Origin of the sequence: Idiomarina abyssalis, assembly GCF_019797805.1 — a bacterium.
GTDB lineage: Bacteria > Pseudomonadota > Gammaproteobacteria > Enterobacterales > Alteromonadaceae > Idiomarina > Idiomarina abyssalis.
Genome location: NZ_CP081832.1, coordinates 2,140,958 through 2,166,670, shown reverse-complemented (window position 1 = coordinate 2,166,670; position 25,713 = coordinate 2,140,958). Strand labels below are relative to the sequence as shown.

Sequence of the window (25,713 nt, the reverse complement as noted above, 5' to 3'; positions counted from 1 at the left end):
AGTATTTTTATGGCCCTGGTGTCATTACGACAGTTACTTGACCATGCTGCAGAGCATGACTACGGTGTCCCGGCGTTTAACGTCAATAACCTCGAGCAGATGCGCGCAATTATGCAGGCTGCTGATGCAACCGACAGCCCGGTTATCGTGCAGGCTTCTGCTGGCGCTCGTAAATACGCCGGTGCTCCTTTTCTGCGCCACTTAATTCAGGCAGCCGTTGAAGAATGGCCACATATTCCTGTGGTTGTGCATCAGGACCATGGTACCTCTCCGGCGGTATGTCAGCGTTCTATTCAACTGGGCTTTAGCTCTGTGATGATGGACGGTTCTTTGCTGGAAGACGGAAAAACACCAGCCGAGTACGACTACAACGTAAAAGTTACCAAGCAAACTGTTGAAATGGCACACGCCTGTGGCGTTTCTGTTGAAGGTGAGCTGGGCTGTCTTGGTTCACTGGAAACTGGTGAAGCGGGTGAAGAAGACGGTGTTGGTGCCGAGGGTAAACTGTCGCATGAACAACTGCTGACAGACCCTGAAGAAGCGGCTGAATTTGTTAAAGCTACAAATGTGGATGCACTGGCTATTGCTTGTGGTACGTCACATGGTGCCTACAAATTCACTCGTCCACCAACTGGTGATATTTTGGCCATTGATCGCATTAAAGAGATTCATCGTCGCATTCCGGGTACACACTTGGTTATGCATGGTTCATCATCTGTACCGCAAGAGTGGCTGAAAATTATTAATGAATTTGGTGGCGAAATTCCGGAAACTTACGGTGTGCCGGTAGAGCAAATTCAGGAAGGTATTAAGCACGGTGTTCGCAAAGTAAACATTGATACCGATTTACGCTTGGCTTCAACCGGTGCTATTCGCCGGCACTTGGCGGAAAACCCGTCAAACTTTGACCCGCGTAAATTCTTTGCGGCAGCGACAACGGCAATGGAAGATATTTGCCGTGCACGCTATGAAGCCTTTGGTTGTGCTGGTATGGCGAGTAAAATTAAGCCAATTAACTTAGAATCAATGTTTCAGCGCTATGAAAATGGCGAATTAGACGCCATTGTTAAGTAACGAAATACTTTATAAAAGACACAAATAACGAGGTTAGTGTGCGATTTTCTTTATTATTCGCTAGTTTGTTTTTACCTGTTGTAGCGAGTGCTCAAACATTTATGTTTGACGATGCTGATGACATTGATACAGAAACGGTTGAAGAGTGGGAGGCGAGTGCAGAGTTTGGCTTGCTTTACACTTCTGGTAATACCGAAACAGAAAGCCTGAAAGGTAAATTTAATGCATCGCGCGATATTCAAAATTGGCGCCATAAAGGTGTCTTTGATTATTACACCGCCGAACAGGAAGATCAGGAAACTGGTGAAAGTGTAGAAACTGCAGACCGGATGTTCGTATCCGCTCAGAGTAACTACAAGTTTGATCCTGATAGCCGCGACTCGCTGTTTGTTTTCGGTTCTTATGAAGAAGATGAATTTAGTGGCTTTGAATATCAGGCAACCGTAGCAACCGGTTACGGTGCTCGCTATCGCTACGACGAAGACATCTATGCCGACTATGAAATTGGTCCTGGTTATTCACGAACCAAACCGGTTCAGGTTGAAGGTGAACCACCAGTGGAGTCTGATGGCTCTATGATTTTGCGTCTGGCTGGCGGTTTGAACTGGAAAATCAGTGAAAACTCGCGCTTTAACGCATTGTTGTCATCGGAGATTGGTGAAGACAATACCAAGAGCAAAGCTGAACTCTCTGTATCTGCTAACATTAATAGCTCTCTGGCTATGAAGTTTTCTGTTGGTGCAAATCACAACTCTCAGGTTGCTGATGAAAGCATCGAAAAACTGGATACAGAAACCGCTGTGACTTTAGTTTACTCCTTTTAATAAACTGTTGTGACTGCAGATAAAAAGCCGTGGCTATGCCGCGGCTTTTTTCTTTGCGAAGAAGTCGAATAAAAATTGAGTAATTAATCAAATCTTACGGTTTCCTTTATCTTTAGATTTCGCTAACATTCGCCGCAGCTAACATCGGCTGAAAAAAATCGGATAATGTTATGTCAGTGAACTCATTTCTTGGCGTATTTGCGAAGTCGCCAATCAAACCGATGATTGAGCACATGGATGAAGTGCACCGCTGCGCCTATGCGTTGAAAGATTTCTTTAAAGCGGTTTATTCAAAGGACTGGCAGAGTGCAGAAGTCGCTCGCGCAACCATCGTAAAACACGAATCCACCGCGGATGACATGAAGCGTAAAATCCGCCTGAACCTTCCCAGTGGCTTATTTATGCCTGTAGAACGAGCTGACTTACTTGAGCTTGTTTCACAGCAGGACAAAATTGCTAATAAAGCCAAAGACATCTCCGGTCTGGTTACGGGACGTGAATTGAGCATTCCTGAGTCATTAGTTAAAGACTTTGATGCGTATTTAAGTCGTTGCCTGGATGCTACAGACAAGGCTCGTGAAACCATTGGTGAATTTGACGATTTACTGGAGACGGGCTTTAAAGGCCGCGAACGTGATCTTGTCGACAACTTCATTGCCGAGCTTGACGCAATTGAAGCCGATACTGATCAACTTCAAATTAAACTACGTCAGGACTTGCGTGGAATTGAGCTCGAAATGAATCCGGTAGATGTGATGTTCTTATATCGTATTCTCGATTGGGTGGGCGATTTGGCCGACTTGGCCGAGCGAGTCGGTGCACGTTTCGAACTGATGCTAGCACGCGTCTAAGCGGAGTCTGATTTATGGATATTATTTCTAGCTACAGCCTCCTGCTTATCGGGATGGCAGCAGTTTTTGGTTTCTTCATGGCCTGGGGCATTGGCGCAAATGACGTCGCAAATGCCATGGGTACGTCGGTTGGTTCCAAGGCGCTAACAATAAAACAGGCAATTCTTATTGCTATGGTTTTTGAGTTTGCCGGTGCTTACCTGGCAGGTGGAGAAGTCACTTCAACCATCCGCAAAGGCATTATTGACTCGGGCTACTTCGTTGATCAACCCGAACTACTCGTATTTGGTATGATCTCAGCGCTATTAGCCGCCGGCTTTTGGTTGCTGATAGCTTCTTACCTTGGCTGGCCGGTATCAACGACTCACTCCATTATTGGTGCCATTGTTGGCTTCTCTGCCGTTGGCGTTAGTATGGAGTCGGTTCAGTGGATGAAAGTGGGAGGTGTCGTTGGAAGCTGGGTTGTCACCCCCGCCATATCCGGGTTTATTGCCTATCTCATATTTATGAGTGCACAAAAGCTCATTTTTGACCGCTCTAATCCTTTAGCAATGGCTAAGCGCTATGTGCCTTACTATATGGGGTTAGCCGGCTTCGTACTGTCGTTGGTCACCATCAAAAAAGGCCTTAAGCACGTTGGACTGAACCTTGGTAGCATTGAAGGTTATTTATGGGCTCTGGGTATTGCTGTATTGGTCTTTGCTATTGGCAAAATGGCCATTGGTCGTCTTAAGTTTAACCCTTCAGACGACAAAGACATGCACTACACCAATGTGGAAAAAGTCTTTGCGATATTAATGGTGGTAACCGCCTGTGCTATGGCTTTTGCTCACGGTTCAAACGACGTTGCTAACGCTATCGGCCCACTGGCCGCTGTAGTGAGCGTGGTTACCAGCGGTGGTGATATTGGCAGTAAAGCGACATTAGCCTGGTGGGTATTACCTTTAGGCGCTGTAGGTATTGTGGCTGGTCTTGCTATGTTGGGTAAACGCGTTATTGCCACCATTGGTAACGGAATTACGCATTTAACCCCAAGTCGCGGTTTTGCGGCGGAACTTGCCGCTGCTTCAACTGTGGTTCTGGCGTCAGGTACCGGGTTGCCGATATCAACCACACAAACGCTGGTTGGTGCAGTATTGGGTGTTGGTATGGCGCGTGGTATCGCGGCCCTGAATCTTGGTGTTGTTCGCAATATCGTTATTTCATGGGTTGTTACCTTGCCGGCAGGTGCCATTATGTCCATCATCTTCTTCTACATTCTGAAAGCAATTTTCGGTGTAGCTTAAGCTTGCGATAAACGGACAGCCTGTAACAGTGACAGGCTGTCCACTTTCCAGTAAAATCCGCGCTTCATTACATCTCGCAATTGCAGCACGGACATGTCAAATACCAATCATTCTTCTTTAAAAGTCAGTGACTTTTCATTCGAACTACCCGATGAGCTTATAGCCCGCTATCCGCAGGAGCAGCGCAGTGCAAGCCGGCTATTGTCGGTGAATGCGAATGAAAACAGCATTGCTCACAAACAGTTCAGGAATATCGTTGATGAGTTAAACGCGGGTGATTTACTGGTGTTTAACGATACCCGGGTTATTCCGGCCCGGTTACTGGGTGAAAAAGTCTCTGGCGGTAAAGTAGAGGTGTTAGTTGAACGTTTGCTGGACGACCATCGTGTACTGGCTCATGTTCGCGCTAATCGTGCGCCAAAGGCAGGTGCTGAGCTGCTGTTAGAAGGCCACGTAAAAGTCACTATGCTGGCCCGGCATGATGCGCTTTTTGAACTGAAATTTGAACACGAAGAAACGGTACTGGAACTGCTGGAACAATACGGGCACATGCCATTGCCGCCTTATATCGACCGCCCCGATGAAAGCTCTGACAAAGAGCGCTACCAAACCGTTTATAACCGCGAACCCGGTGCCGTTGCAGCACCTACCGCAGGCCTGCACTTTGACGACGAAATTTTGCAGCAGTTGCGGGATAAAGGCGTGAACTTTGCCTATGTCACCCTGCATGTAGGCGCCGGAACCTTTCAGCCAGTGCGTGTTGAAGACATTAACGACCATGTAATGCACAGCGAATACGCCAAAGTCAGTGCCGAAACCTGTCATGCTATTAAGCAAGCTAAAGCTTCGGGCGGCCGGGTGGTGGCGGTTGGTACTACCTCTGTTCGCTCGCTGGAGTCAGCTGCTCAGGCTTCAGCGTCAGAAGACATTGAACCGTTTTTTGATGACACCGATATTTTTATCTTTCCGGGGTATGAATTTAAAGTTGTCGACAGTTTGATAACCAACTTTCATTTACCTGAGTCCACGCTCATTATGCTGGTGTCAGCATTTGCGGGTCGTGATTTGATTATGAAGGCTTATAATGAAGCCATTAAAGAGCGCTATCGATTCTTTAGCTACGGCGATGCCATGCTGTTACAGCGCTAAATTTAATACACTGAAGTGAATACTTATGACAATGAAATTTGAATTAGATAAAACCAGTGGTCGCGCGCGTCGCGGACGTATGGTGTTTGAACGCGGAACCGTAGAAACGCCGGCATTTATGCCTGTTGGGACTTTAGGTACGGTAAAAGGCATGACACCAGAGGAAGTGAAAGAAACCGGCGCACAAATTTGCCTGGGCAATACCTTTCATTTAATGCTGCGTCCGGGGACACAAATTATCCAGCAGCACGGTGACCTGCACGACTTCATGAACTGGGACAAGCCTATTTTGACCGACTCAGGTGGCTTTCAGGTTTTTAGTCTGGGTGAGCTCCGTAAAATTACCGAAGAGGGCGTGACTTTCCGTTCGCCAATTAACGGTGAGAAAATTCTGTTAACGCCTGAAAAGTCTATGCAGGTTCAGCGTGAGCTGGGCTCCGATATTGTCATGATATTTGATGAATGCACACCGTTCCCTGCGACGCAGGCAGAAGCCCGCAGTTCAATGGAGCTTTCGCTGCGTTGGGCCGAACGTTCTAAGCAGGAGCACGGCGACAACAAGGCCGCGCTTTTCGGCATTATTCAGGGCGGCATGTACGAAGAGTTGCGTGATATTTCTCTGAAAGGCCTGACCGATATCGGGTTCGATGGCTATGCTATTGGTGGCTTGTCGGTTGGCGAGCCTAAAGAAGACATGATGCGCATTTTAGAGCACACTGCACCGCAAATGCCTGAGCAAAAACCTCGCTACTTAATGGGTGTGGGTAAACCAGAAGACTTAGTTGAAGCGGTGCGTCGTGGTATCGATATGTTCGACTGTGTTATGCCAACCCGTAATGCTCGTAACGGCCATTTGTTTATTAGCTCGGGCGTGGTAAAAATTCGTAACGCTGTGCACCGCACAGATACCTCCCCGTTAGATGAAAACTGTGACTGCTACACTTGTAAAAACTATTCTCGCGCGTATCTGCATCATTTGGATCGTACTAACGAGATGCTGGGCTCACGCCTGAACACCATCCATAACTTACGCTTTTATCAAAAAGTGATGAGTGACATGCGTGACGCTTTAGATGCGGGAACCTTTGATGAATTCGTAGAAGAGTTCTATCGATTAAGAGATCAGTCAGTACCACCACTGGACTGATACTGACTTATTTGACGGTGTAATTTTTGGTAGCGATCGACATTCGGTTGACTGTTGATCGCTGCTTTAGCGGATTGCGAGGCCGAGTCCGCCCACTGTTTTACCAGGTGAGGCTGTTCACTATTAAGCTTGGCTAAGCCTAAATACATTCTGGCTCTCAAATAAAAAGCTCCCGGTTTATCTTCATAATGTTCAGGTTCACCCAATTCATTAACGGCGTTAAGTAGCATAGTGGTGATTTGGGCCTGACTAAAAATACGCTCCGAGTTTAAGATGAAGTTTGCGCGCTCAACATGATATTGAAGCTTGTCGGGGTTATTACTGACAGCGTCGTCAAAGTGCGTCAAAGCTAGCTCAGCCTGCTCTGTTGCCTGCTGAATATAACCATCGTTAACTAAGTGTATGGAATAATGTGCAAAAACAACTGCGTGCGCATACTGATTTTTGTCGGTTGAATAATTTTTAAAAAGAAAGGCATTGGTTGGTTCGCGCAAAAACGCGAACATAACCAGTACGATAATCAGAGCGGCAGCATTGGCGGCACCAAGTTTCAAGAAACGTTGCTTCAATTTATAACGATGGAACCAGGTGTTCAGAGCCTTTTGAAAATCTCGACAGTTGCGAAAATTGGAATTCGGCTCCAGCGAAAGTGCCCGTTTTATAATTTCTCCCAGCCCCGATGGAAGCCGGTTGCGCTGTACGACTGAATTTTGAAAAAATGGTTCGGGCTTCATTCCCGTTAACAAAAACAGCAGCAACGCACTTAGCTGATAAATATCTCGTTGAATGGTTAGTGGAGAGCTTGGAGCGGCAATGCTTAAGTCAACTAATGCAACTTTATTGCGGTATTCTTTCGTAGCCTCCGCCGATGAGCGGATCATAATATTATGAGGATGAATGTCGTTGTGTGCGTAACCAGCTTCGTGCATACGGCAAACGGCATCCACTAAAGAGCTCGTAACACTTATAGCTTCGTTAGTCGACATACTGGCCTTAGCTTTACTAAGGGGCTCACCATCAATGTACTCTAAGACCATGAACAATGACGATGAGGAAACGTCAGGCTCACCAATGTCGAACACCCGGCACAATGCAGGGTGGTTAACGCTGGATAAAAGGCGCGCTTCATTGACTAATCTATGGCGACTGACAATAGACGGGGAGCGCGCAAACTTAATTGCGACCTCACGTTTTAAGCGCTGGTCGTAAGCTTTGTAGACCAGACCACTGCCACCATGCCCCAATAACTTTATGCACTGGTATCGTGCCGGTATTGGATAAGGAAATGTTTTGTCCGGATGTGCTTCAGCCAAATTCGTATCCTTACTGGTTAAGCTCAAATCCAGTCTAACTATGACTATGATCAAACAACAGGTTTTGAGTGGCTAGTCATCATTAACTTTGGGGTTGACGTCAATTGACATCAATTAAAAATAATCGAGCCAGTGCTTAAAAAGTAGCAGATATAAGCTATGATGAGCTTCATAAAAAAATAATAAAGCAGGGGTTAGCACTGATGCAGGAAGACAGTGATGTTTTAGCAAACAGTGGATTCAGGCAATTTGTTGAAGTCCAGATTAAGAACAATGACAGCTATACGCGTTTGAATATGACGTTAGTGGGGCAGCAGCATCCAGACTACCTTATTCTGGAACTGTCCCGGCAGTACTGTTGGCAGGATACTTTACCGCTTTTGGTTGCTGATAAAACCATCGGATTAAAGACCGTCTCTCCAAATGGCGAACAGATAACAGGCGTTGTCGATGTGCTTCACATGACACAATACCCACAAAAGCTGTTGTTTGTCAGCTATCCAAGACAGGCTGACGTACAAGTGTTACGTTCGTCCCCACGAATAGCGGTAAACTGCGACGCGACACTGCAATTCAATCTGAATAATAAATTTGGCGATCCTCTGCCTGGTAAGGTGGTTGATATTTCAGATAAGGGAATAGCTTTTAACTACCGCGGAACGTCCCCTGTTAATGCAGCTGAAATGAACCAGCTGAAGGCTGAAGTGAAAGTTAAAACTACCCCGCAGGCAGTCGTTTTTTCGGAGCTTTTGGTGAGAAGCGTTAAGTCTGTCGGCCCACAGCTTTGGCAATTAGGGCTGGCGTATAAAGAAAAACCAAATAATTTACAGGATTTAGTCAGTACACTCTTACTCGATTCCACGCCAGTCCGCGAGCTGCTTAGCGATAATGACTCTGGTTGGGATGCATCGGATAACACTTTACAAGGCGATTCTGAGTCGGTACAATTCAGCACCAATTGAACCCGTAGTGGTTAATTTTTAACCGAAACAGATAATTTATCCGAGGTGATTTTTTAATGCCAGTCGTTAAAGTGAAAGAAAACGAGCCGTTTGACGTAGCTTTGCGTCGCTTTAAGCGCTCTTGTGAAAAAGCAGGTGTTCTGTCTGAAGTCCGTCGTCGCGAGCACTACGAAAAGCCGACTTCAGAGCGTAAGCGCAAGAAAGCTGCTGCGGTAAAGCGTCACGCGAAAAAACTGTCTCGTGAAAACGCTCGTCGTACTCGTCTTTACTAAGACATTACTTACGACAATTTGAGTGTTCACTTTTTCGTAAAGTGCTGAAAGCCGTGACTGTATTGTCGCGGCTTTCGTGTTTCTGCTACTTTATTGTTTTCCAAATTCACGCTTTTAAAATTTTAATATTGAGACAATATGGCAGGCTTGATCCCCAAAAGCTTTATTCATGATTTGCTTGAACGAGCAGACATTGTCGAGATAGTAGATAGCCGCGTGCCGCTGAAAAAAGCCGGCAAAAATCATCAGGCCTGTTGCCCTTTTCATAACGAGAAGACCCCCTCATTTACGGTTAGCCAGGACAAGCAGTTTTACCATTGCTTTGGTTGTGGCCAGCATGGCAATGCCATTGATTTTCTGATGGAGTTCGACGGCTTAAACTTTCCTGATGCAGTGGAAGAGCTGGCGGGAATCATGGGGGTTGAAGTGCCGCGCGAACAGGCGGAAAACCCGGAGCTGGCTCAAAAGAAACAACAGCAAGTGCGGGACGATGCCGAGCTGATGAGCAAAACAGCCCGCTTTTTTCAGCATCAGCTGAAACACCATGAAAACTCTGAACGGGTTATTGATTACCTAAAAGGTCGCGGTTTAAGCGGTGAAACGGTAAAGCGTTTTCAAATTGGCTATGCGCCGGACGCCTGGGACAGCTTGCTGAGTACGTTTGGTAGTTCGGCGCCGCAAAGGCAACAGTTATTAGAGTTAAAGCTCATTAATCGTAATGAAAAAGGGCGGCATTACGACTTTTTCCGTGACCGGGTCATGTTTCCTATTCATGACAGACGCGGTCGGGTTGTTGGTTTTGGCGGGCGGATTATTGATGGCGACGGACCTAAATACCTGAACTCGCCGGAAACGCGCTTATTTCATAAAGGCAGTGAACTCTACGGATACTGGCATATGCAACAGGCGGTGCGTAAGCCTGAACAGGTCTGCATTGTCGAGGGTTACATGGACGTTGTTGCCTTGTCGCAGGCCGGTATTGATTATGCGGTCGCATCACTTGGAACGGCAACAACAAGTGAACAATTACAGCGTTTATTCCGTACGAGTCCAAGAGTGGTTTGCTGTTATGACGGTGACCGGGCAGGTCGGGACGCAGCCTGGCGTGCATTAGAAAATGCACTACCCTTATTGCGTGACGGACTGGATATGGCGTTCTTGTTTTTACCGGAAGGTGAAGACCCGGACTCTGTCGTGCGGGAACATGGCGCAGAAGCTTTTGAACAGCAATTAAAACGAGCGACACCTTTCACTGAGTATTTCTTTGAGCATTTACAGGCGGATATTGATGTTACTTCTGACGCCGGACGCTCACAATTGCTGAGTATTGCAAAACCATTAATAGAGAAAGTCGCGAGTGACTACTACCGCGATACCCTAATGCAACGGTTGGCAGAGAAGCTTCGTCGTGAAACCTCACAACTGGAACGTCATTTTGATAAGCCTCAGCGTCAGTCCCGGCCAAAAGACAGCGTTAAAATGACTCCGTTACGTAAGGCGATAGCTTTGCTGGTTCAATACCCTCAGCTAGCGCAGTCAATTCCGGTTAGAGAGGAACTGCGGGAGTTGCAAGTCAATGGTATCGATTTACTCATAGCGTTGCATAAACAATGCGCAGAACGAGCTATGACGACAGCGCAGGTTTTAGAAGGGTGGCGCGATACTGAGTATTACCAGCCTTTACAGAAGCTGGCTTTATGGCAGCATCAGCTCGACGAAGACAACGTTGAGCAAGAATTTAACGATATATTTATTTATCTTATTGACCAATATGTGGAACAGCGTGCAAACGCACTTTTAAAGAAAGAGCAGAAAGGGGCTTTAACCCGGGGGGAACGTCAAGAATATCAGACGCTCATTCAGTACTTAAGTAAGGCAAGATAGTACATCCCGGTGCGTCTTACGCTAGCTTAAAAGTCAGTATTCTGTTATACTGTTTGGTCATTTTGGATACTCTACATTCACAGTCACAGGTGGAACGTCTGTATGCAGCAGAATCGGCAATCGCAACTTAAGGTCCTTATTGCGAAAGGCAAAGAGCAAGGGTTTTTGACATTTGCTGAAGTCAACGACCATTTACCGCAAGAAATTGTTGATTCCGATCAGGTTGAAGACATTATTCGCATGATCAACGACATGGGGATCCGCGTTTTTGAAAGCGCGCCCGATGCCGATGATCTGATGATGGCAGAAAGCGCTGCTGATGAAGACGCTGCTGAAGAGGCCGCTCAGGCGTTAGCTTCTGTTGACGGTGAAATTGGTCGTACGACCGACCCTGTGCGTATGTACATGCGTGAAATGGGTACGGTTGAGCTACTGACCCGCGAAGGCGAAATTGACATTGCCAAGCGCATTGAAGAAGGCATTAACCAGGTTCAGTGCTCCGTTGCTGAGTATCCTGAAGCCATTAACTTCCTGCTTGAGCAATGGGACTCCTACGAAGCCGAAGAACTGCGCTTAACCGACATTATTTCCGGATTCATTGACCCTGACGAAGTAGACGAAGCTCCTGTGGCTGCTACTCACGTTGGTTCTGAACTTCCAACCGAAGAGCTGGAAGATGAAGACGATGATGATGACGATGACGAAGAAGAAACGGATACCGGTATTGATCCGGAATTTGCTCGCAGCAAGTTCAATGCACTTCGCGAACAATACGAAGCAACTCGTCAGGCTATTGCAAAGCATGGTCGTGATGGTGCCGATGCCCGCGTTGAAATTGACAAGCTCAGCGACTTATTCAAACAGTTCCGCTTAGTTCCTAAACAGTTTGACCGCTTGGTTAAAGACATGCGTGCCATGATGCAGCGCGTGCGTGTTCAGGAACGCATAATTATGAAGATAAGCGTTGAACAGGGGCAGATGCCGAAACGCAGCTTCATGAAAGCCTTTGCCAGCCACGAGAATAACCTGGCCTGGGTTGATAAAGAGATAGATTCCGGTGCAGCCTACGCCGATACATTGAAAGAAGTTCGCGGTGAAATAGAACGCTGCGTTAACAAGCTGGTTGATGTAGAAAAGGAAACAGGCTTAACCATTGGTAAAGTTAAAGAAATTAACCGTCGTATGTCCATTGGCGAAGCGAAAGCACGCCGTGCGAAAAAAGAGATGGTTGAAGCGAACCTACGTTTAGTTATCTCTATTGCTAAGAAGTACACCAACCGCGGGTTGCAGTTCCTGGACTTAATTCAGGAAGGTAACATTGGCCTGATGAAAGCTGTGGATAAATTCGAATATCGCCGTGGTTATAAGTTCTCAACTTATGCTACCTGGTGGATCCGTCAGGCTATTACTCGCTCCATTGCGGACCAGGCTCGTACTATTCGTATTCCGGTCCACATGATAGAGACCATTAATAAGCTTAACCGCATTTCACGCCAAATGTTGCAGGAAATGGGGCGTGAGCCTCTACCGGAAGAGCTGGCCGAGCGCATGATGATGCCGGAAGACAAAATCCGTAAGGTATTAAAAATTGCGAAAGAGCCAATTTCGATGGAAACCCCAATTGGTGACGACGAAGATTCGCACCTGGGTGACTTTATCGAAGACAATACGCTGGACCTTCCTATTGATTCAGCAACGTCAGAAAGCCTGCGTAACTCGGTTCGTGACGTGCTTGGCGGCTTAACAGCTCGTGAAGCAAAAGTATTGCGTATGCGCTTTGGTATTGATATGAATACAGACCATACTTTAGAAGAAGTTGGTAAGCAGTTTGATGTAACTCGTGAACGAATTCGTCAAATTGAAGCCAAAGCATTAAGAAAGCTTCGCCATCCAAGTCGCTCTGAGCAGCTTAAATCGTTCTTGGATGAGTAAGATATTCTCTGACACAGGAGGCAGCATGGGTAACAACCGTGACAATTGGCCGAAACGTATTATTGACTCTCATTTGCACATTTATGATGACGAGTTTCCGCTAATTGAAAACCAAGGTCATATCCCTGAGCCTTTTTATATTGATGATTATCGGAACTTAGTCCGTGGCATGCCGATAGAAGGCGGTGTCATTGTGTCTGGCTCTTTCCAGGGCTTCGAGCAACGCTATTTAAAAGCGGCGCTGGAAAACCTGGGAGGCAATTTTGTTGGTGTTACACAGTTACCAGGCTCAGTTAGCGATGAAAAAATTCAACAACTGAATGAGCATGGTATCCGCGGCGTACGCGTTAACTTAAAACGCGGCGTTCATCGTGACATTGAAGGTATTGTCGAGTTTGGTAAGCGTATTTGGGACTTAGCCGGTTGGCATTTAGAAATTTACGTCGATAGCCGTGAGCTCGACGACATGGTACCTACCTTACTTAAGTTGCCTAAACTGAGTGTAGACCACTTAGGTATGGCAAAATCAGGGTTGTCTCAGGTGCGTCGTTTAGCTGAAGGTGGTGTAAAAATTAAAGCCAGTGGCTTTGGTCGTACCGAAGTTAACGTAGAAGACGCCATTAAAACACTGAATAAGACCAACCCGGATGCTTTAATGTTTGGTACCGATTTACCGGGTACGCGCAGTACTCGCTCATTTGAACCCTCTGACATTACCACTATTGTGAATGCACTGGACGACGATGAAGCGGTTGATAAGGTGTTTTATCAGAATGCCCGAAATTTCTACAAACTACCTTAGTAAAAGAGAGTGAGGTAAGTGCAGTCTCTCTCTTCCCACACAAAACATAACCGCTGGCTGGCTATTGCAATGATTGCAGTAGCCGTTGGCGGTTTACTTGTTGCGTTCTGGTTTTCCGCGGGCGAGACTTTGCAGCGTAATCAAACCCTAATGGGCAAAGCCTGTAAAAATGCGCAGCTTGCTGTCGACAGTCTTTACCCTGAATCGGAGTCGCCGCAGCAGCAAGTAACTAACCCCGATTTAATGCATCAGGCACTGGCTGAAGCGCTAACTAATGCCGATGGCGTTAAAGGCGGTTTTTGGCATACAGCTCAGGGGTTTATAGGCTTCTCTTTACCGACCAACGGTGGTGACACCACAGACGTTGGTATCAGTAACGACGATGTTCCAATTGTTCGTTCCGCTGTGCAACGTTCTTTAGAGCAGCAAAGAGACATTGTGTCTGTTCAGTCCAATGAGCAGGTTGCAACTGTCGTGGCGGCCTGCCCTGAAAAGAATCACTACAACCTGGGTATTTGGCTGAAAAAGCGTGTCCAGTTTGTACCTCCTAACTTTACTCTTATTGTTAGCGCCCTGTTTGTGGTGCTTGCCGTTATTGGCGGCGTTTTAATTGTGCGCGAGTCTGTCTTTAACCGTAACTGGCACTCAGAGCGAGATCGCATTGTTGCACAGGCCGAAGACAGCTCTCAGGCGGTTTCGGTTACCACTGAAATTCCGGAAATTCAGCCATTGTTAATGCTGTTGTATCAAGCTCGACAGCAAATTCAGTCTAAAGAGCGCGAATTAAGCCAGCAAATGAACAAAGTTATTATGGCTAATCAGAAAACGTTGATTGGTCGTATTGCTCGTTCTATGACAGCTCTTGCAATGACTGAGCTTGAAGAAATAAAGCGTAAGTTACCCAAAGCAAACGCCAACGACATTAAAGAAAGGGTGTTACAGCTGACTGAGTTGTTCAGTTCTTTTGAGAGAGTTACTGAGGGTGCCGGGCATAGCAAGCCAACGTCCATTGATGCCGAAGACTTTCTCCAGGAGCTGTCCGACTACCATGAAAGCACCGGAAATGTTAAAGACATAACGCTTACCGCAATAGCTGAAAAAGGCCTTAAGTTTGAAGCAGAGCCCTTATTACTGCGTTTTGCACTGGATTACCTGATACGGCATATCATAACCTTTGTGCCAGCCAATTCAGAAATTATGCTGCAGGCAACGGCCGAAGAAAACTTTGTGAAAATTGCTATTAGCGATGAAAGTGCCGGTATAGAGAATAAAAACAAACACTTGCTGTTTCATGCCGATGAGCTTGCGCCGACCCAATACGGTATAGGGCTTAAGGTAGTGCGTGATACACTGCGGAACCAGAATGGCGACATTAGCTACGAAAAAGTCGATAAAACTTCGCGATTTAACGTGCTGATACCCATGACAAAAGCGTAAAAACTTCGTATAATCTGCGCCGCTTTACAGCTTCCAATCAAAAATGGCCCCTTAGCTCAGTGGTTAGAGCACCCGACTCATAATCGGTTGGTCCGCAGTTCAAATCTGCGAGGGGCCACCACTTTTTAAAAAGCTATATAGGTTAGCAGCCACTAACATGATGTTTATTTTTTACGGGATGTAGCTTTTATGTAGCTCTTTACTCTAGTTTTCGGAGATAGTTTAGTGCATCAATAGCGAACTCATTATCGGGCTCTACCTGCTTCAAGAAGTTTAGTTTACCGATTAAGCTCAGCTTATAGTTCGGATCTCGTATTTTTAGTTTGTTAATGTGCGATAAAAAACCAAACTTTTTAATGTAGTGCACTTCTTGACTTAGCTTACGTTTAAGTTGTTTGCTAGCTCTTAATCGGTTCCCTGATACGATGATTCCGGTGATCGCCTTTTTACTGTTACCAGTTCTAAGCGACGTTTTTGAATGGTTAACCATAAGACCAAAATCTGTAATGACCTCGCCAACTGAACTTATGAAGTTTTTTGATACGTAAGCTCCTGAGAAGCTCATATCGTCAGCATACCTAGAATAAACTAAGTGATGTTTTAGCGATAAGTTTGTTAGCCGCGAATCGAGCTGCTTTACCAATAGGTTAGATAAATATGGACTCGTAACGGCACCTTGGCTTAAGGAGCCCTCTAAGCAGCATAGAGATGCTAAGTAAAAACTGATATTACGAGGATAACCAAGCGAATAAAAAAGATTAATCACCCAATTGATAGGGATTGAATTAAAAAAGTCTTTTAGATCGATCTTAAGAACTGCGTTTTTGGAAAGGTGGCATTTGGCATTGGTTATAATTGAACGTCCGGGAGCAAATCCATGAGCAGCAGAGTGAATATCTAGTTTCAGTAGTATATTTTTGTATATCCACCTTTGACACTCTAGCAGTGAGGGATATGGAGAGCATATCTCTCTTTTTCCACCTCTCCTTTTAGGTATATAAAAAGTCCTGTAAAAGTTGCTAGGACTATTTATCATTGATGCTAAAGAGGCCTCGTTAAAGCCTAATATTTTTGCTAAGTGCTCAAATTCAAAAATGACTGGGAGCTTGTTGCTAGAGAGGGTTTGTATGATAGGACTTAGGCTTTCTATTACTTCAGTTTTAACCCCCCTATCATTTAAGAAGTCAATCCATTGCTCGAACACTTTACTCTCCGGAAATGTTGGGCTCTAAGAAACAACCTTCTATACTTGCGTGCACACCACTGAATCATTTGCAAGAGTCGCGAAACGCGACTATTGTTAATGATTCAGTGGTGATGCAAAATTTTGCTGGCAAAATTTTGCATCATTTGCTTTTCTTGCATCGGTTAAAGTAAACCTCAGCCACATGAGCGACTCGCTCAAAACTACTAGCTTCTTAGAGCCCAAAACTTTATTTTCCCTCAAACTATGACTTTACTACTGCACTGTCAAGTTTACTAAGACTTGGTGTATAAAATTCATTCTTTTTTAGTTTAGGTGCTTTAAAACGTTTTGGAACTGAACGGAACTCTTTGGTCGCCCTCCCAAATGCAATTTTTGATGCGCCGGTTTCGTTAAAGGCATCCCCTCCCAACTTATACTTCTTATTGTTATTGCTTAGGATGTACTTTTCTTCTTCGAGACTAATGAGAGCTTTAAAAAACGTTGAGAAGCCAACATGGGAACGCTTGAAAAGAGTGTATATATCTAATCCATCGCTACTTAAGTAGAGCTCTTTTAATATTGTCCGATGCAAATCATTCAAATTCATAAATCTTTTACCGCTCTTGTCAGTATAGAAGATCTTGGTGTTTTACCTAAGTATTGTGGCCACCAAAAGATAGGAAATACTGAGTTCGGTGTGTTGCCTCCATCGCGGCAATACAACGCTTCAGTTTCACCGTAGCCAAGGCTGGGTAAATCTGAATCGTTTACCACAGGCTCTAAAGAACGCTCAAGTTCACGCATAAGCTCTAACTTGTCACTTATTTCTTGAGAAGACAGGTCTCTATCGGATATACCTCTCTTTAATTCGTACAGACTATTTAGCTTTATTCCACTTTTCTTTAACTCTTGGGCTCCAACACTACATGCGGCGATTACGCAAGCTCTAATTTCTATATTCAAGCCTTTATCTGAAAAGAGTTCTTTTAAACTATCATGCGTCAAAGTTACAGTCTTTCCTGACCCCACAAGTTCATCAACTAATACGACATTTTTTATCTGCGGATTTTCTTTAACTTTTTTATAGCATTTATCTGCTGTGTTTATGTCTAAAAACTTTGACCATCCAAATTCGCTGAACCAAGGTTTCAAAGCATATGCAATGTTCTGACCGCTATCAAACTTGCTTGATCTAGTCATCGCGACAACAGCCGTAGATTCGTCTGTTAGGTCGGGATCCGTAACTATTAGCTCCGCTAACTCTTTTTGGCTGTTCGCATAATTATTGGAGTCAAGATATCGAAAATCATTAATCAGCTCCAGAAGAAGATCACGTTGCTCTTGACGTTTAGCTTCTTCGAATAGAAGCGTCTGGAGCTCTTGGTATTTGTTTACAAGCCAAGGCTGTTTTTTTGCCAATCCAAAGATAAGGTGAAAGTTGAATTTATCCATAGTTCCTCAGCATAAAAAAAACAGTGTACACTATAACCTTAATAGTACAGTTATTCCCAGTACTCCAAGGGAGGCGGCTATGCCGCCCCTGAATCAGAGCACCGATGCCAGCTTTCAGTCCGAGTTAAAAGGTGCATACCATTGGACTGCAAACCAACAACCTTAAATAGCGGCTCTCGGTCGTATTGGCCTAACCTTATCTCCCCGGTTTCCTTATCAAAGTTAGCGTCGTATAGAAGCTTTATAGGGCGCTTTCGGGCGGGAATACAAACTCCTCCCATGGCTCTTATATAGCTCGCAAAATCACCGGAGTCAGCAGCCGTATGCGAGAGGTGAAACGGTGAAGATTCGGGTAGTTCCTGTTTGACTTTGCGAAGCTCTCTCCAGCCAGTAATAAAAGGTAAGCCAAATGATTGGAATTGTCGGATTCCCCAACAACTAGCCCAGGCTTCTACTCTGAAGGCTTTAATTAGAATGTCGTTATCCTCTTTTTCCAAACCAAACACGTTAATTATTTTGTGCAGTGCGCTGGCAAGATGAGGGCCTCGCAGCAAAAACGATTAAAAATAGAATGGCTGCACTTCGTTGGCTCGCGCAAAAAATTGGCAAGCCCAACATTTGCTTACGTGGAAATGATGACTACGGCATTCCGCGAGTACGCAATAATCCCATTAGTAAGTCAAAAACACTCAAGCATGAAAAAATCAAAAGCGATTTGATCAAGCTTTCTCTGCGTTTGCAGCGGGAGTTTGGGCTGCGTAAGGAAGAGTGTATGAAGTTCAGCTTATCTTATGCGATGAAAGACGCTCAAACACTGAGAATCAAAAGTACTTGGGCCAAAGGTGGCAAGTATCGAGAAATTCCAATTTGGAAGGAGTCCCAATGGCGCCTCATTAAAGATATTGCGGCAGTAACCAAAGGCGCGCTTATCGAGCTGGAGAAGAAGTACGTGGATCAAATGCGTGAATATGACCGAGAAACAATACGAGTCGGGTTAAACAAAAATCATGGATTGCGGCACCACTTCGCACGGCAGCGTTATCTTGAACTCACGGGGTGGAAATGTCCTGCCGATGCCGATGCTGGGCCTCGTCGCAGGGAGCTATCTCCGATTGATTATGAACCAGATACTGAGGTGAGAGAGCAAATTAGCCGAGAGTTGGGCCATGAACGATTGAAGATTACGTATGCCTATTTGGGCCAGCTAGAATTTGGGATGCTCTTTAGAACCGAGTAAAAAAATAACCCTAAAATATTGAAACATAATAATTTTTAATTAAAACTTGTCCATGGGACCATAACTTGGAAAGTTAAATAAATTCGGGGGAGAAATGATAGATATTAAAAAAATTAAGGATGAGACTTCTGGCAATTTTCGCTATGAAGTAAGGAATTCTAGCGGTAAAGTTCTAGCTACTTTCAATTCCTTGACTGAAGCAGAAGAATACGTCAGAAAACTACGTCGTGATAACGATAACGATAACGACTACACACCGCATGGTCCCCGTATGTAGAGTTCATACTCCAACGTCATTTTTTAAGTGACCATATAAATATGTTCTCAGCCAAATCGTCTTCCACACAAAAAAGGAAGGCGGTCGGCACCTTCAATATCGCACTTAAAGCCATGACAGTCTTGAAGTCGGGAGTATTGACATCGCGTTCGTACTGATTCATTCGAGCAGACGCAACGATCTCGTCCAAACCAGCCTGGATTCCCAGCTGCTTTTGAGATAGACCCATCCGTTTTCTTATCTGCATTAACCGCTTAGGAAACGGCGAATTATCGTTCGCTTTCAATGAAGTTTATATCCGCTCTTGAAAACTAAGATTTTCTTAGCTTTAAATTTGGCATGCCAAATTGGGATGTTCCTATTTTGATGTTCTATTTTTCGCCGACCATTTATCGACCCAAGACCCTCCCCTTAAACTTACCCGAGTTTTTCCCAGCAATATAAAAATCACTCCCACAAAATACTCGCATCTACTTTCTTTTAATGAAACAAGAGGTGTTTTATGCGAGTTAATCCACTCTTTTACACCATGCAAGAAGTTGCAGATTTACTTTGCATGGCAAAACAAACGCTTTACAACAAAATTTGTGCAATAAGCTCTATAAGTTAAGCGGGCCAAGGGCATTTATAACATGGGAAGTGCTGAATAGTAGGGTGTTTACTAATTACCGACACCTGAAAGTATGGCCGTTTAAACAAAGGTTTATAGATGCTGTGGCTTTAATAAAGACGATTTACCCACAGCTGACTACTAAGGTAATTACTGATAGTAATGATGGAGTCACTCTGCGAAAGCATATCATAGTGCCTGTGGAAAAAGATGTTAGTAAATTAACTAGAGTTATGTAAAAGTAAAGAATAAGTTAAATCGAATTAAGCCAAAGTAGAGCGAAGTAAAATTCCAGTTGCGACGTCCAAGTGGTAGTTTGTGACGCACAAATTGTGTGTTGTGTCGGGGATTCGTTATTTTGTGTCGGACATCCGGATTTTTATGTCGCTCAAATTGGTATGCTTATCTCTATCCCCTTATTGACAAAGGATCTAGAGTATCTCTTATAAGGCTTTTAACTGAAGAACAAAAAACCTGTAACTTGAGTCGGCTTCGCCGATAAATAGTTGAAGCGTCAATGGAATATTGATGTAAGTCCAATAAAAGTAACAGCTGATTCGAGGGTGCTGTGTTGTGAATCCTAAGGTAAACATTTGACGTTGATATGGAGATATAATGAACAGAATACAATTACCAAAGGACGCGTTAAAGCGAGTGCGAATTGGTCAAGCTTTTGCGGAGTATGATGTTATAAGAAGTGAGCCAGAGCTCTTCGTTTCCACTCCCGCAACTTTAAGTTCATTAGCTCCCGATGCGACAGATTGCTTTTTTGTTGGAAGGCGAGGAGCCGGTAAGACCGCAATAACGTTTGAAGTACAACGTAAGTTTAAAAGATCAATTCACATAATCCCTCAAATCTTTGATCTTCTCTCTTTACCCTTACAACACGAAGAGTTTTTCGATACTCGTCAGCGACCTTTTAAATCACTAATGCACTCCATGGAGAGAGCATTAGTTGATGAGGTTGTGAAAGAATGGTTCGATAGAGGGTTATTTAAATTTGATAAAGATTATGACGCATTGAGGCGCGAGCGAGGTTTAATAGAGGATTGTGACTTTGATGTGAGAGTACTTAATCTTACTGAGGAGATATTTGAAGCGTATTCAAAAGAGAATGATAAGCTTTGGCTTCGGCAAATCAAGAGAGCCAAAGAAATCACCCAAGAAGCTAACGAGGTTGCTGCAAATGGCAATTATGACTTTATAATTTTAGTCGATAGGCTTGATGAATCGTGGGATGGCTCGGAGTCTGCCATTATCTGTCTCATGGCGATGATGCATGCCGCCGTGAGATTAAGAGCATCTACAAACTTTCTGAGGCCTTATATTTTCATTAGAGAAAATATCTATGACAGAATAAGAATGCTTGATAATGAATTTTCAAGATTAGAGACTTCCTCAGTATTTTTGGGCTGGTCAGAAACAAAACTTCTAGAATTAGTTGAAAGGCGGTTAGTAAGTCCGTTTAACACGAAACCGAAGCTTGGGGGGGAGGCTTGGAGTTATTTTTTCGAGGAAAAAGAGCATCGAAAAGACAACACCTCGTCACGGGTCATGGCTCTTTGCCAACATAGGCCACGTGATGTGCTTATGCTTTGCAGTTATGCAATAGATAACGCGATTAACAATGGACATGAAAGAGTTTCACATGATGACCTAGATAGTGCTGCGGTACGATACAGTACAAGTCGCCTCAAAGATCTAGGAGATGAATTTGCTGAGAACTATCCAAACATCAGTCTTGTTCTCGAGTACTTTTATGGTTTGGGGAATCAATTTACAGTAAATGGTATTGAAGATTTCATACAAAAGATATTAATTAATGAATTGATAGCTAAGCATTGCAAAGAGTGGCTTTTTGAACATACCACTCCGTTCTCATTCATTGAAGTATTGTATGGAATAGGATTTATCGGGATTAAAAGAAAGACTTCCACTCAATTCAAAGAATCAGGTAAAGACTCCAACGCAAAACCTGCCTTCGACAATAATTCGATATTCGAAATACATCCAACTTACCATCAAGCCTTAAACCTAAGATCTGTTCTTATAGCGGATCTTAAAGATGAAACGATGCTAAAAAACGAAGGTATACTGGAAGAACTACCAGAAAGCTTTCAAATAGATGACTATAAATTGGCGCTAGAGGAAGTTTTGGATCAGTTACAGTCTCTTCCCGAAGGGAAAAAAGGTGCCAAGGAGTTTGAAGAAATTGTTGGAATGGTAATTAAACTTTGTTTTTTTAGAGCGTTAACAAATGTTCAACCCCATGAAAGAGATGAAGATGGATCAGTTATAAGAGACTGGGTTGCATCTAATAGGGCGTCGGGAGGCTTCTGGGAGATGGTCAGAAGCAAATATGGGGCTACTCAAGTTGTTTGGGAGTGTAAAAATTATTCGGAATTGAAAGCTGATGACTTCCATCAAATTCAATATTATCTTAACGAAAACTTTGGACGGTTTGGGATTATTGTATTTAGAGGGGAAGAAATAAAAGATAAATATATAAAGCACATTTCTCGCATAGTAAATAAAAGCAGATCTGGTCTTGTTGTTTTATTAACACAAAGAGATATTGAGGTTTTTTTAAGACAATCTATAAAAGGAGCGTTTAAGGAAAGCCATATTCAGGATAGGCACGACTATTTTATTAGAAAGATAACTTAAGCGCAAAAACTTATATCGAAAGAATGGTCAAATTAATGGTTTAATAAGCTTATGGGATTTAAAGTTGACGGCTACGGTATTGTTTATTTGGACGAAAACACGGACATGTTTGGCGATACTAGGCTATCTCATAATCCAACATGTACAAAAACACTATGCAAAGAAGATCCGATATTTATTTATTCGCTCTTCTTAAGAAAAAGGAATAGAACTAAGAAACGTGATGTAGGTGATAACTGTCCTCTTATTTATGCCTTGAAGTCAAAGGAAAACCTTAAGGTAACTTATAACTCAATCAAGCCAGTAATATTGTTATTGAACGATATTATCGATAAATTTTTGGAGCAACAGTTGGCTATGGGTTGTAATTTTGAAGCTATCGTTCCGGTTCCATCGAATCATAAGATTGTTAGGATCCTCTCCCGACGTTTAGGTAAAAAGTTAAACATTCCCGTAGAAGAGAACTTGTTCAGAAAAGCGAGAAATGACGATATTAAAGGTCAGCTCTTGCTTGACAAGTTTGGTAATAATGCTGTTCCACAGGGGGCTCGTGTAAATATAATGAATGCAGTCGGAAATGCTGACAAAAATGGTAAGGACTTTTCTATAAGTGACGTAAAAACTAAGAATCGAAAGTATGTTAAACCGGTAATCTTTAATGAGGAAACGGATAGTAATAAATACAGGTCTATAGTTTTAGTTGACGATGTATGTTCTACTGGGAGTACTTTGGTACACGCAAAAGATGCGTTGCATTTAAACTCCTTCTGTTCGCAGATAGTTGCTGTCTGTTTATTCAGCCCGTTAAGTGGCCGTCTCAAAGAACGAATATAAATGTCGTTTTGGGGTTGTGGATTGGTTAGTAGTCTGCTACCTTAAAAGGAGATCGGGTATGAGTCCTCCCTATCTTAAAACATGTAACAGGATCTGCGAAGCGCCCTAGGTGGCCAGCGATAAGAGCAAGTAGCCTACAGAGTTCGAGAGCAGCGAGTCCGACTTAGTCTAGTCGTTAAAAGACAAAACTTTAGTTATTTTAAAAAAGGAGCCACTAGGCTCCTTTTTTTATCTTGAGTGTTAAAGCTTACTAGACTCCGCTTCTTTTTGTTTGATTATTTGCAATATTTTCTCAGTGTCTACTAATGGACTACCTGTTGTGAAGCTTGACTCAACTGTTCTGTCTTTTTTGGTCATGTTTAGATGTAAGTGGTCGGGGCCGTAGTCAATATCATGATGATTAGCCGAATCTACTCGCGCAACCTGCCTTCCACCAGGGTTAAAGACCATGTAAGCATAATTAGTTAACGAGTCGAGCCTGAAAATAATTTTAAAGCCAGATGGCCTTAGAAGTGTCACGGTGCTATCGCTAATTTTCTCTATTTTACAGTTTAGCTCTTTAGGTAACCAATCAAGAACCAGCTCAAAGTGTTCGTCTGCTTGCAGAGGAACGAACTGAAATGGTGAAGGCTGCTTGCCTAGCTTGGCTAGGTACTCAAGAAGACTTAACTCTGAGTTTGCAATTGCAGCATGCTCACTGCAAAGGTTGAAGCCTAAGATAAGCCCATTTCCTGAGGACACAGTTGATGTCATCATCTGGTATTTACTATTCCCACAAACTAAACATCCTGGCGAGTTAAGAAATATGGACTTACCTATACCTAAAGACCGAGAACGGCCCTCAAAAAGCCCCCTGAACGCCTTTGTTTCTTTAGCTTGTTGTAATTTAAAGTCCCTTACTCGGCTTTGATACTCTTTTATTTCTATTTTTTCGTTAAGCTCGCTAGGAGGGATAATCGGCAGCGGAAGTCCTTTAGACTTAAAGTAAGAGTGCATTCTGCCAATTCTTGCAAGGCTAGTTTCTCTAATGAAATAATTTCTACCTACAGGATATCGAGAGTTATGAGCGTAATAGGCGCAGAAATAAAAAGTGCCAGCTTCACCGTAAATATGAGGGAAGTCAGCGTCTTTTAACATTAGCAAAAGATGGTTAAGGTTTCTGAGCTCTATCGCCTGAAAAGGTAGATCTTCACTTATAGAGTTACACAATATGGACTTAGCGCATATGTCGGCGCTTATACCACTGCTAGTTTTGTTTAATGTATATTCGACAACGTTTATAACTTTCATTGCTATTAGCCTTGCTCCTCTGCAATAGAAACTTTCTTTACAACGCAGATATTGATCTATATCGCCTAACTCATCAGCTACGGTTATTCAATAACGAACTAAAAGTAGTACCATGCCAGCTCATTATTGAAAACTAGGTGAGTACAATGTCAGCTGATATAAATAGCCGTTATGGACTAAACCCTGCGCACAGCGAAGTCATAGAAGCAGGCGAGATTATAGCGCCGTGTAACGCCCTGGATATGGGCTGTTCTAATGGCCGTAACGCTTTGTATATGAGCCAGCTTGGTTTCAACGTGACCGCGTTAGACAATAACCCTGATGCTATCAATATGCTGCGGCAAATTATCAGTGAAGAGGGTATCAACAACATTGAAGCTCGAGTCTATGATATTAATGATGCAGCGTTAAGCGACGACTATGGGTTGATTGCCTGCACGGTAACTTTAATGTTCCTTAATCCCACGCGTATTGATGCAGTTATTGAAGATATGCAATCGCATACCCTACCCGGTGGTTATAACTTAATTGTTTGTGCTATGGATACTAATGAGCACCCATGCCCGGTTCCTTTTCCTTTTACTCTTAAAGCTGGTCAGCTGCGTGATGTTTATGAAGGATGGGAGTTAGTTAAGTACAACGAAGATGTCGGTACTATGCACAATGGCGCGCAACTGCAGTTTGCAACCATGCTAGCGCGTAAACCTAGAAAATAAAGAACACAAAGCTACGGTAGTTTTATTAAGGAGGCATCATGAAACTTCGTCAGAAAGTAGGCTATGTAGGTTTAACGTTAGCCGCCGTTGGTTTGTCTTTAAATACTTTAGCGGCGGATCCTGTCACCCCTAAACTTACAGACAGGCTAAGTCAGTTATTACAACAAGAAATGCGTTCAATTCAATCGGCAATGGCCTCAATTCATGTTTCCATGGTTACGGGTGAGCATGAACGGGTAGAAACCAAGGCGCAGCAAATACACGACAGTTTTATAATGAAGCAGGCTTTGACTGAACAGGACAAAGAAGACTTAATGTCGGCGGTTCCAGAGGGCTTCGTAAAGCTGGATAAAGACTTTCACCGACTCGCAGCAGGGCTGGCTGAGGCGGCGAAAGACAGAGATACTCAAAAACAATATGAACTTTATAACGAAATGACGGCTAGCTGTATTGCTTGTCATAGCCGGTATGTATCAGATCGTTTTGATGGGTTAGCAGAACAGTAATTTGT

General features: G+C 43.8%; 23 protein-coding genes and 1 tRNA gene. 18 read left to right on the top strand and 6 right to left on the bottom strand.

Annotation, left to right across the window (positions count from 1 at the left end; all coding sequences use genetic code 11):
• Positions 1 to 9 precede the first annotated feature (9 nt).
• From fba to tgt, 6 genes are all read left to right on the top strand, one after another.
• On the top strand, positions 10 to 1,074 hold the full coding sequence (gene fba, locus K5X84_RS10440) for a class II fructose-bisphosphate aldolase (protein WP_054489570.1): 1,065 nt from the start codon (positions 10 to 12) through the stop codon (positions 1,072 to 1,074).
• 38 nt (positions 1,075 to 1,112) lie between these two features.
• Positions 1,113 to 1,898: a DUF481 domain-containing protein gene (locus tag K5X84_RS10435; protein WP_074930807.1), complete on the top strand. Its 786-nt coding sequence runs from the start codon at positions 1,113 to 1,115 to the stop codon at positions 1,896 to 1,898.
• Positions 1,899 to 2,068: 170 nt separating this feature from the next.
• Positions 2,069 to 2,749 carry a TIGR00153 family protein gene (locus K5X84_RS10430; protein WP_054489568.1) on the top strand — a complete coding sequence of 227 codons (681 nt, stop codon included), beginning with the start codon at positions 2,069 to 2,071 and terminating at the stop codon, positions 2,747 to 2,749.
• Between the two features lie 14 nt (positions 2,750 to 2,763).
• A complete protein-coding gene (locus tag K5X84_RS10425; RefSeq protein ID WP_054489566.1) occupies positions 2,764 to 4,035 on the top strand; it encodes an inorganic phosphate transporter in 1,272 nt (423 codons plus the stop codon).
• Positions 4,036 to 4,128: 93 nt separating this feature from the next.
• Positions 4,129 to 5,184, top strand: coding sequence for a tRNA preQ1(34) S-adenosylmethionine ribosyltransferase-isomerase QueA (gene queA, locus K5X84_RS10420; RefSeq protein WP_222235808.1), 1,056 nt, complete (start codon positions 4,129 to 4,131; stop codon positions 5,182 to 5,184).
• Positions 5,185 to 5,215: 31 nt separating this feature from the next.
• On the top strand, positions 5,216 to 6,331 hold the full coding sequence (gene tgt / locus K5X84_RS10415) for a tRNA guanosine(34) transglycosylase Tgt (protein ID WP_222237022.1): 1,116 nt from the start codon (positions 5,216 to 5,218) through the stop codon (positions 6,329 to 6,331).
• Here tgt and K5X84_RS10410 read toward each other — a convergent pair.
• On the bottom strand, positions 6,307 to 7,644 hold the full coding sequence (locus K5X84_RS10410; RefSeq protein ID WP_222235807.1) for a serine/threonine protein kinase: 1,338 nt from the start codon (positions 7,642 to 7,644) through the stop codon (positions 6,307 to 6,309). The genes tgt and K5X84_RS10410 overlap by 25 nt on opposite strands.
• 203 nt (positions 7,645 to 7,847) lie before the next feature.
• Between K5X84_RS10410 and K5X84_RS10405 the strand changes: the two genes are divergently transcribed.
• From K5X84_RS10405 to K5X84_RS10375, 7 genes are all read left to right on the top strand, one after another.
• Positions 7,848 to 8,606 (top strand): PilZ domain-containing protein, encoded by a 759-nt coding sequence (locus K5X84_RS10405; protein ID WP_222235806.1) that lies wholly within the window; start codon positions 7,848 to 7,850, stop codon positions 8,604 to 8,606.
• A gap of 56 nt (positions 8,607 to 8,662) precedes the next feature.
• On the top strand, positions 8,663 to 8,878 hold the full coding sequence (gene rpsU, locus K5X84_RS10400; RefSeq protein WP_054489551.1) for a 30S ribosomal protein S21: 216 nt from the start codon (positions 8,663 to 8,665) through the stop codon (positions 8,876 to 8,878).
• A 138-nt stretch (positions 8,879 to 9,016) separates the two neighbouring features.
• Positions 9,017 to 10,762, top strand: coding sequence for a DNA primase (gene dnaG, locus K5X84_RS10395; RefSeq protein ID WP_222235805.1), 1,746 nt, complete (start codon positions 9,017 to 9,019; stop codon positions 10,760 to 10,762).
• A 102-nt stretch (positions 10,763 to 10,864) separates the two neighbouring features.
• Positions 10,865 to 12,694, top strand: a complete 1,830-nt coding sequence (rpoD, locus tag K5X84_RS10390; protein ID WP_222235804.1) for an RNA polymerase sigma factor RpoD — start codon at positions 10,865 to 10,867, stop codon at positions 12,692 to 12,694.
• Between the two features lie 25 nt (positions 12,695 to 12,719).
• On the top strand, positions 12,720 to 13,496 hold the full coding sequence (locus tag K5X84_RS10385; protein WP_199494309.1) for an amidohydrolase family protein: 777 nt from the start codon (positions 12,720 to 12,722) through the stop codon (positions 13,494 to 13,496).
• 18 nt (positions 13,497 to 13,514) lie between these two features.
• A complete protein-coding gene (locus K5X84_RS10380) occupies positions 13,515 to 14,933 on the top strand; it encodes a sensor histidine kinase (RefSeq protein ID WP_222235803.1) in 1,419 nt (472 codons plus the stop codon).
• Between the two features lie 45 nt (positions 14,934 to 14,978).
• Positions 14,979 to 15,054 (top strand) — tRNA-Ile (locus tag K5X84_RS10375).
• A gap of 78 nt (positions 15,055 to 15,132) precedes the next feature.
• Here the strand turns inward: K5X84_RS10375 and K5X84_RS10370 are convergent.
• The 3 genes from K5X84_RS10370 to K5X84_RS10360 all read right to left on the bottom strand — a co-directional run bounded on the left by K5X84_RS10370 (position 15,133) and on the right by K5X84_RS10360 (position 17,571).
• Entirely contained in the window at positions 15,133 to 16,137 is a 1,005-nt protein-coding gene (locus K5X84_RS10370; RefSeq protein ID WP_222235802.1) for a reverse transcriptase domain-containing protein, read from the bottom strand.
• A 244-nt stretch (positions 16,138 to 16,381) separates the two neighbouring features.
• Complete coding sequence (locus tag K5X84_RS10365) at positions 16,382 to 16,726, bottom strand: hypothetical protein (RefSeq protein WP_222235801.1); 345 nt, start codon at positions 16,724 to 16,726, stop codon at positions 16,382 to 16,384.
• Positions 16,723 to 17,571, bottom strand: a complete 849-nt coding sequence (locus tag K5X84_RS10360) for a phosphoribosyltransferase (RefSeq protein ID WP_222235800.1) — start codon at positions 17,569 to 17,571, stop codon at positions 16,723 to 16,725. The genes K5X84_RS10365 and K5X84_RS10360 overlap by 4 nt, the downstream gene beginning before the upstream one ends.
• A gap of 523 nt (positions 17,572 to 18,094) precedes the next feature.
• Here K5X84_RS10360 and K5X84_RS10355 point away from each other — a divergent pair.
• Positions 18,095 to 18,808 (top strand): integrase domain-containing protein, encoded by a 714-nt coding sequence (locus K5X84_RS10355; RefSeq protein WP_244994783.1) that lies wholly within the window; start codon positions 18,095 to 18,097, stop codon positions 18,806 to 18,808.
• 293 nt (positions 18,809 to 19,101) lie between these two features.
• Here K5X84_RS10355 and K5X84_RS10350 read toward each other — a convergent pair whose 3' ends face one another.
• Positions 19,102 to 19,314, bottom strand: a complete 213-nt coding sequence (locus tag K5X84_RS10350) for a helix-turn-helix domain-containing protein (RefSeq protein ID WP_336511859.1) — start codon at positions 19,312 to 19,314, stop codon at positions 19,102 to 19,104.
• A 996-nt stretch (positions 19,315 to 20,310) separates the two neighbouring features.
• Here K5X84_RS10350 and K5X84_RS10345 point away from each other — a divergent pair.
• The gene (locus K5X84_RS10345) at positions 20,311 to 22,362 is read left to right on the top strand and encodes a P-loop ATPase, Sll1717 family (RefSeq protein WP_222235798.1); all 2,052 of its coding nucleotides are present in this window, start codon (positions 20,311 to 20,313) and stop codon (positions 22,360 to 22,362) included.
• Positions 22,363 to 22,413: 51 nt separating this feature from the next.
• On the top strand, positions 22,414 to 23,196 hold the full coding sequence (locus K5X84_RS10340) for a phosphoribosyltransferase family protein (protein WP_222235797.1): 783 nt from the start codon (positions 22,414 to 22,416) through the stop codon (positions 23,194 to 23,196).
• 240 nt (positions 23,197 to 23,436) lie between these two features.
• On the opposite strand, the gene K5X84_RS10335 is transcribed toward K5X84_RS10340, so the two are convergent.
• Positions 23,437 to 24,486, bottom strand: coding sequence for a hypothetical protein (locus tag K5X84_RS10335; RefSeq protein WP_222235796.1), 1,050 nt, complete (start codon positions 24,484 to 24,486; stop codon positions 23,437 to 23,439).
• 146 nt (positions 24,487 to 24,632) lie between these two features.
• Between K5X84_RS10335 and tehB the strand changes: the two genes are divergently transcribed.
• A complete protein-coding gene (gene tehB, locus K5X84_RS10330) occupies positions 24,633 to 25,202 on the top strand; it encodes a tellurite resistance methyltransferase TehB (protein WP_222235795.1) in 570 nt (189 codons plus the stop codon).
• 38 nt (positions 25,203 to 25,240) lie between these two features.
• Complete coding sequence (locus K5X84_RS10325; protein WP_222235794.1) at positions 25,241 to 25,708, top strand: cytochrome c; 468 nt, start codon at positions 25,241 to 25,243, stop codon at positions 25,706 to 25,708.
• Positions 25,709 to 25,713 lie beyond the last annotated feature (5 nt).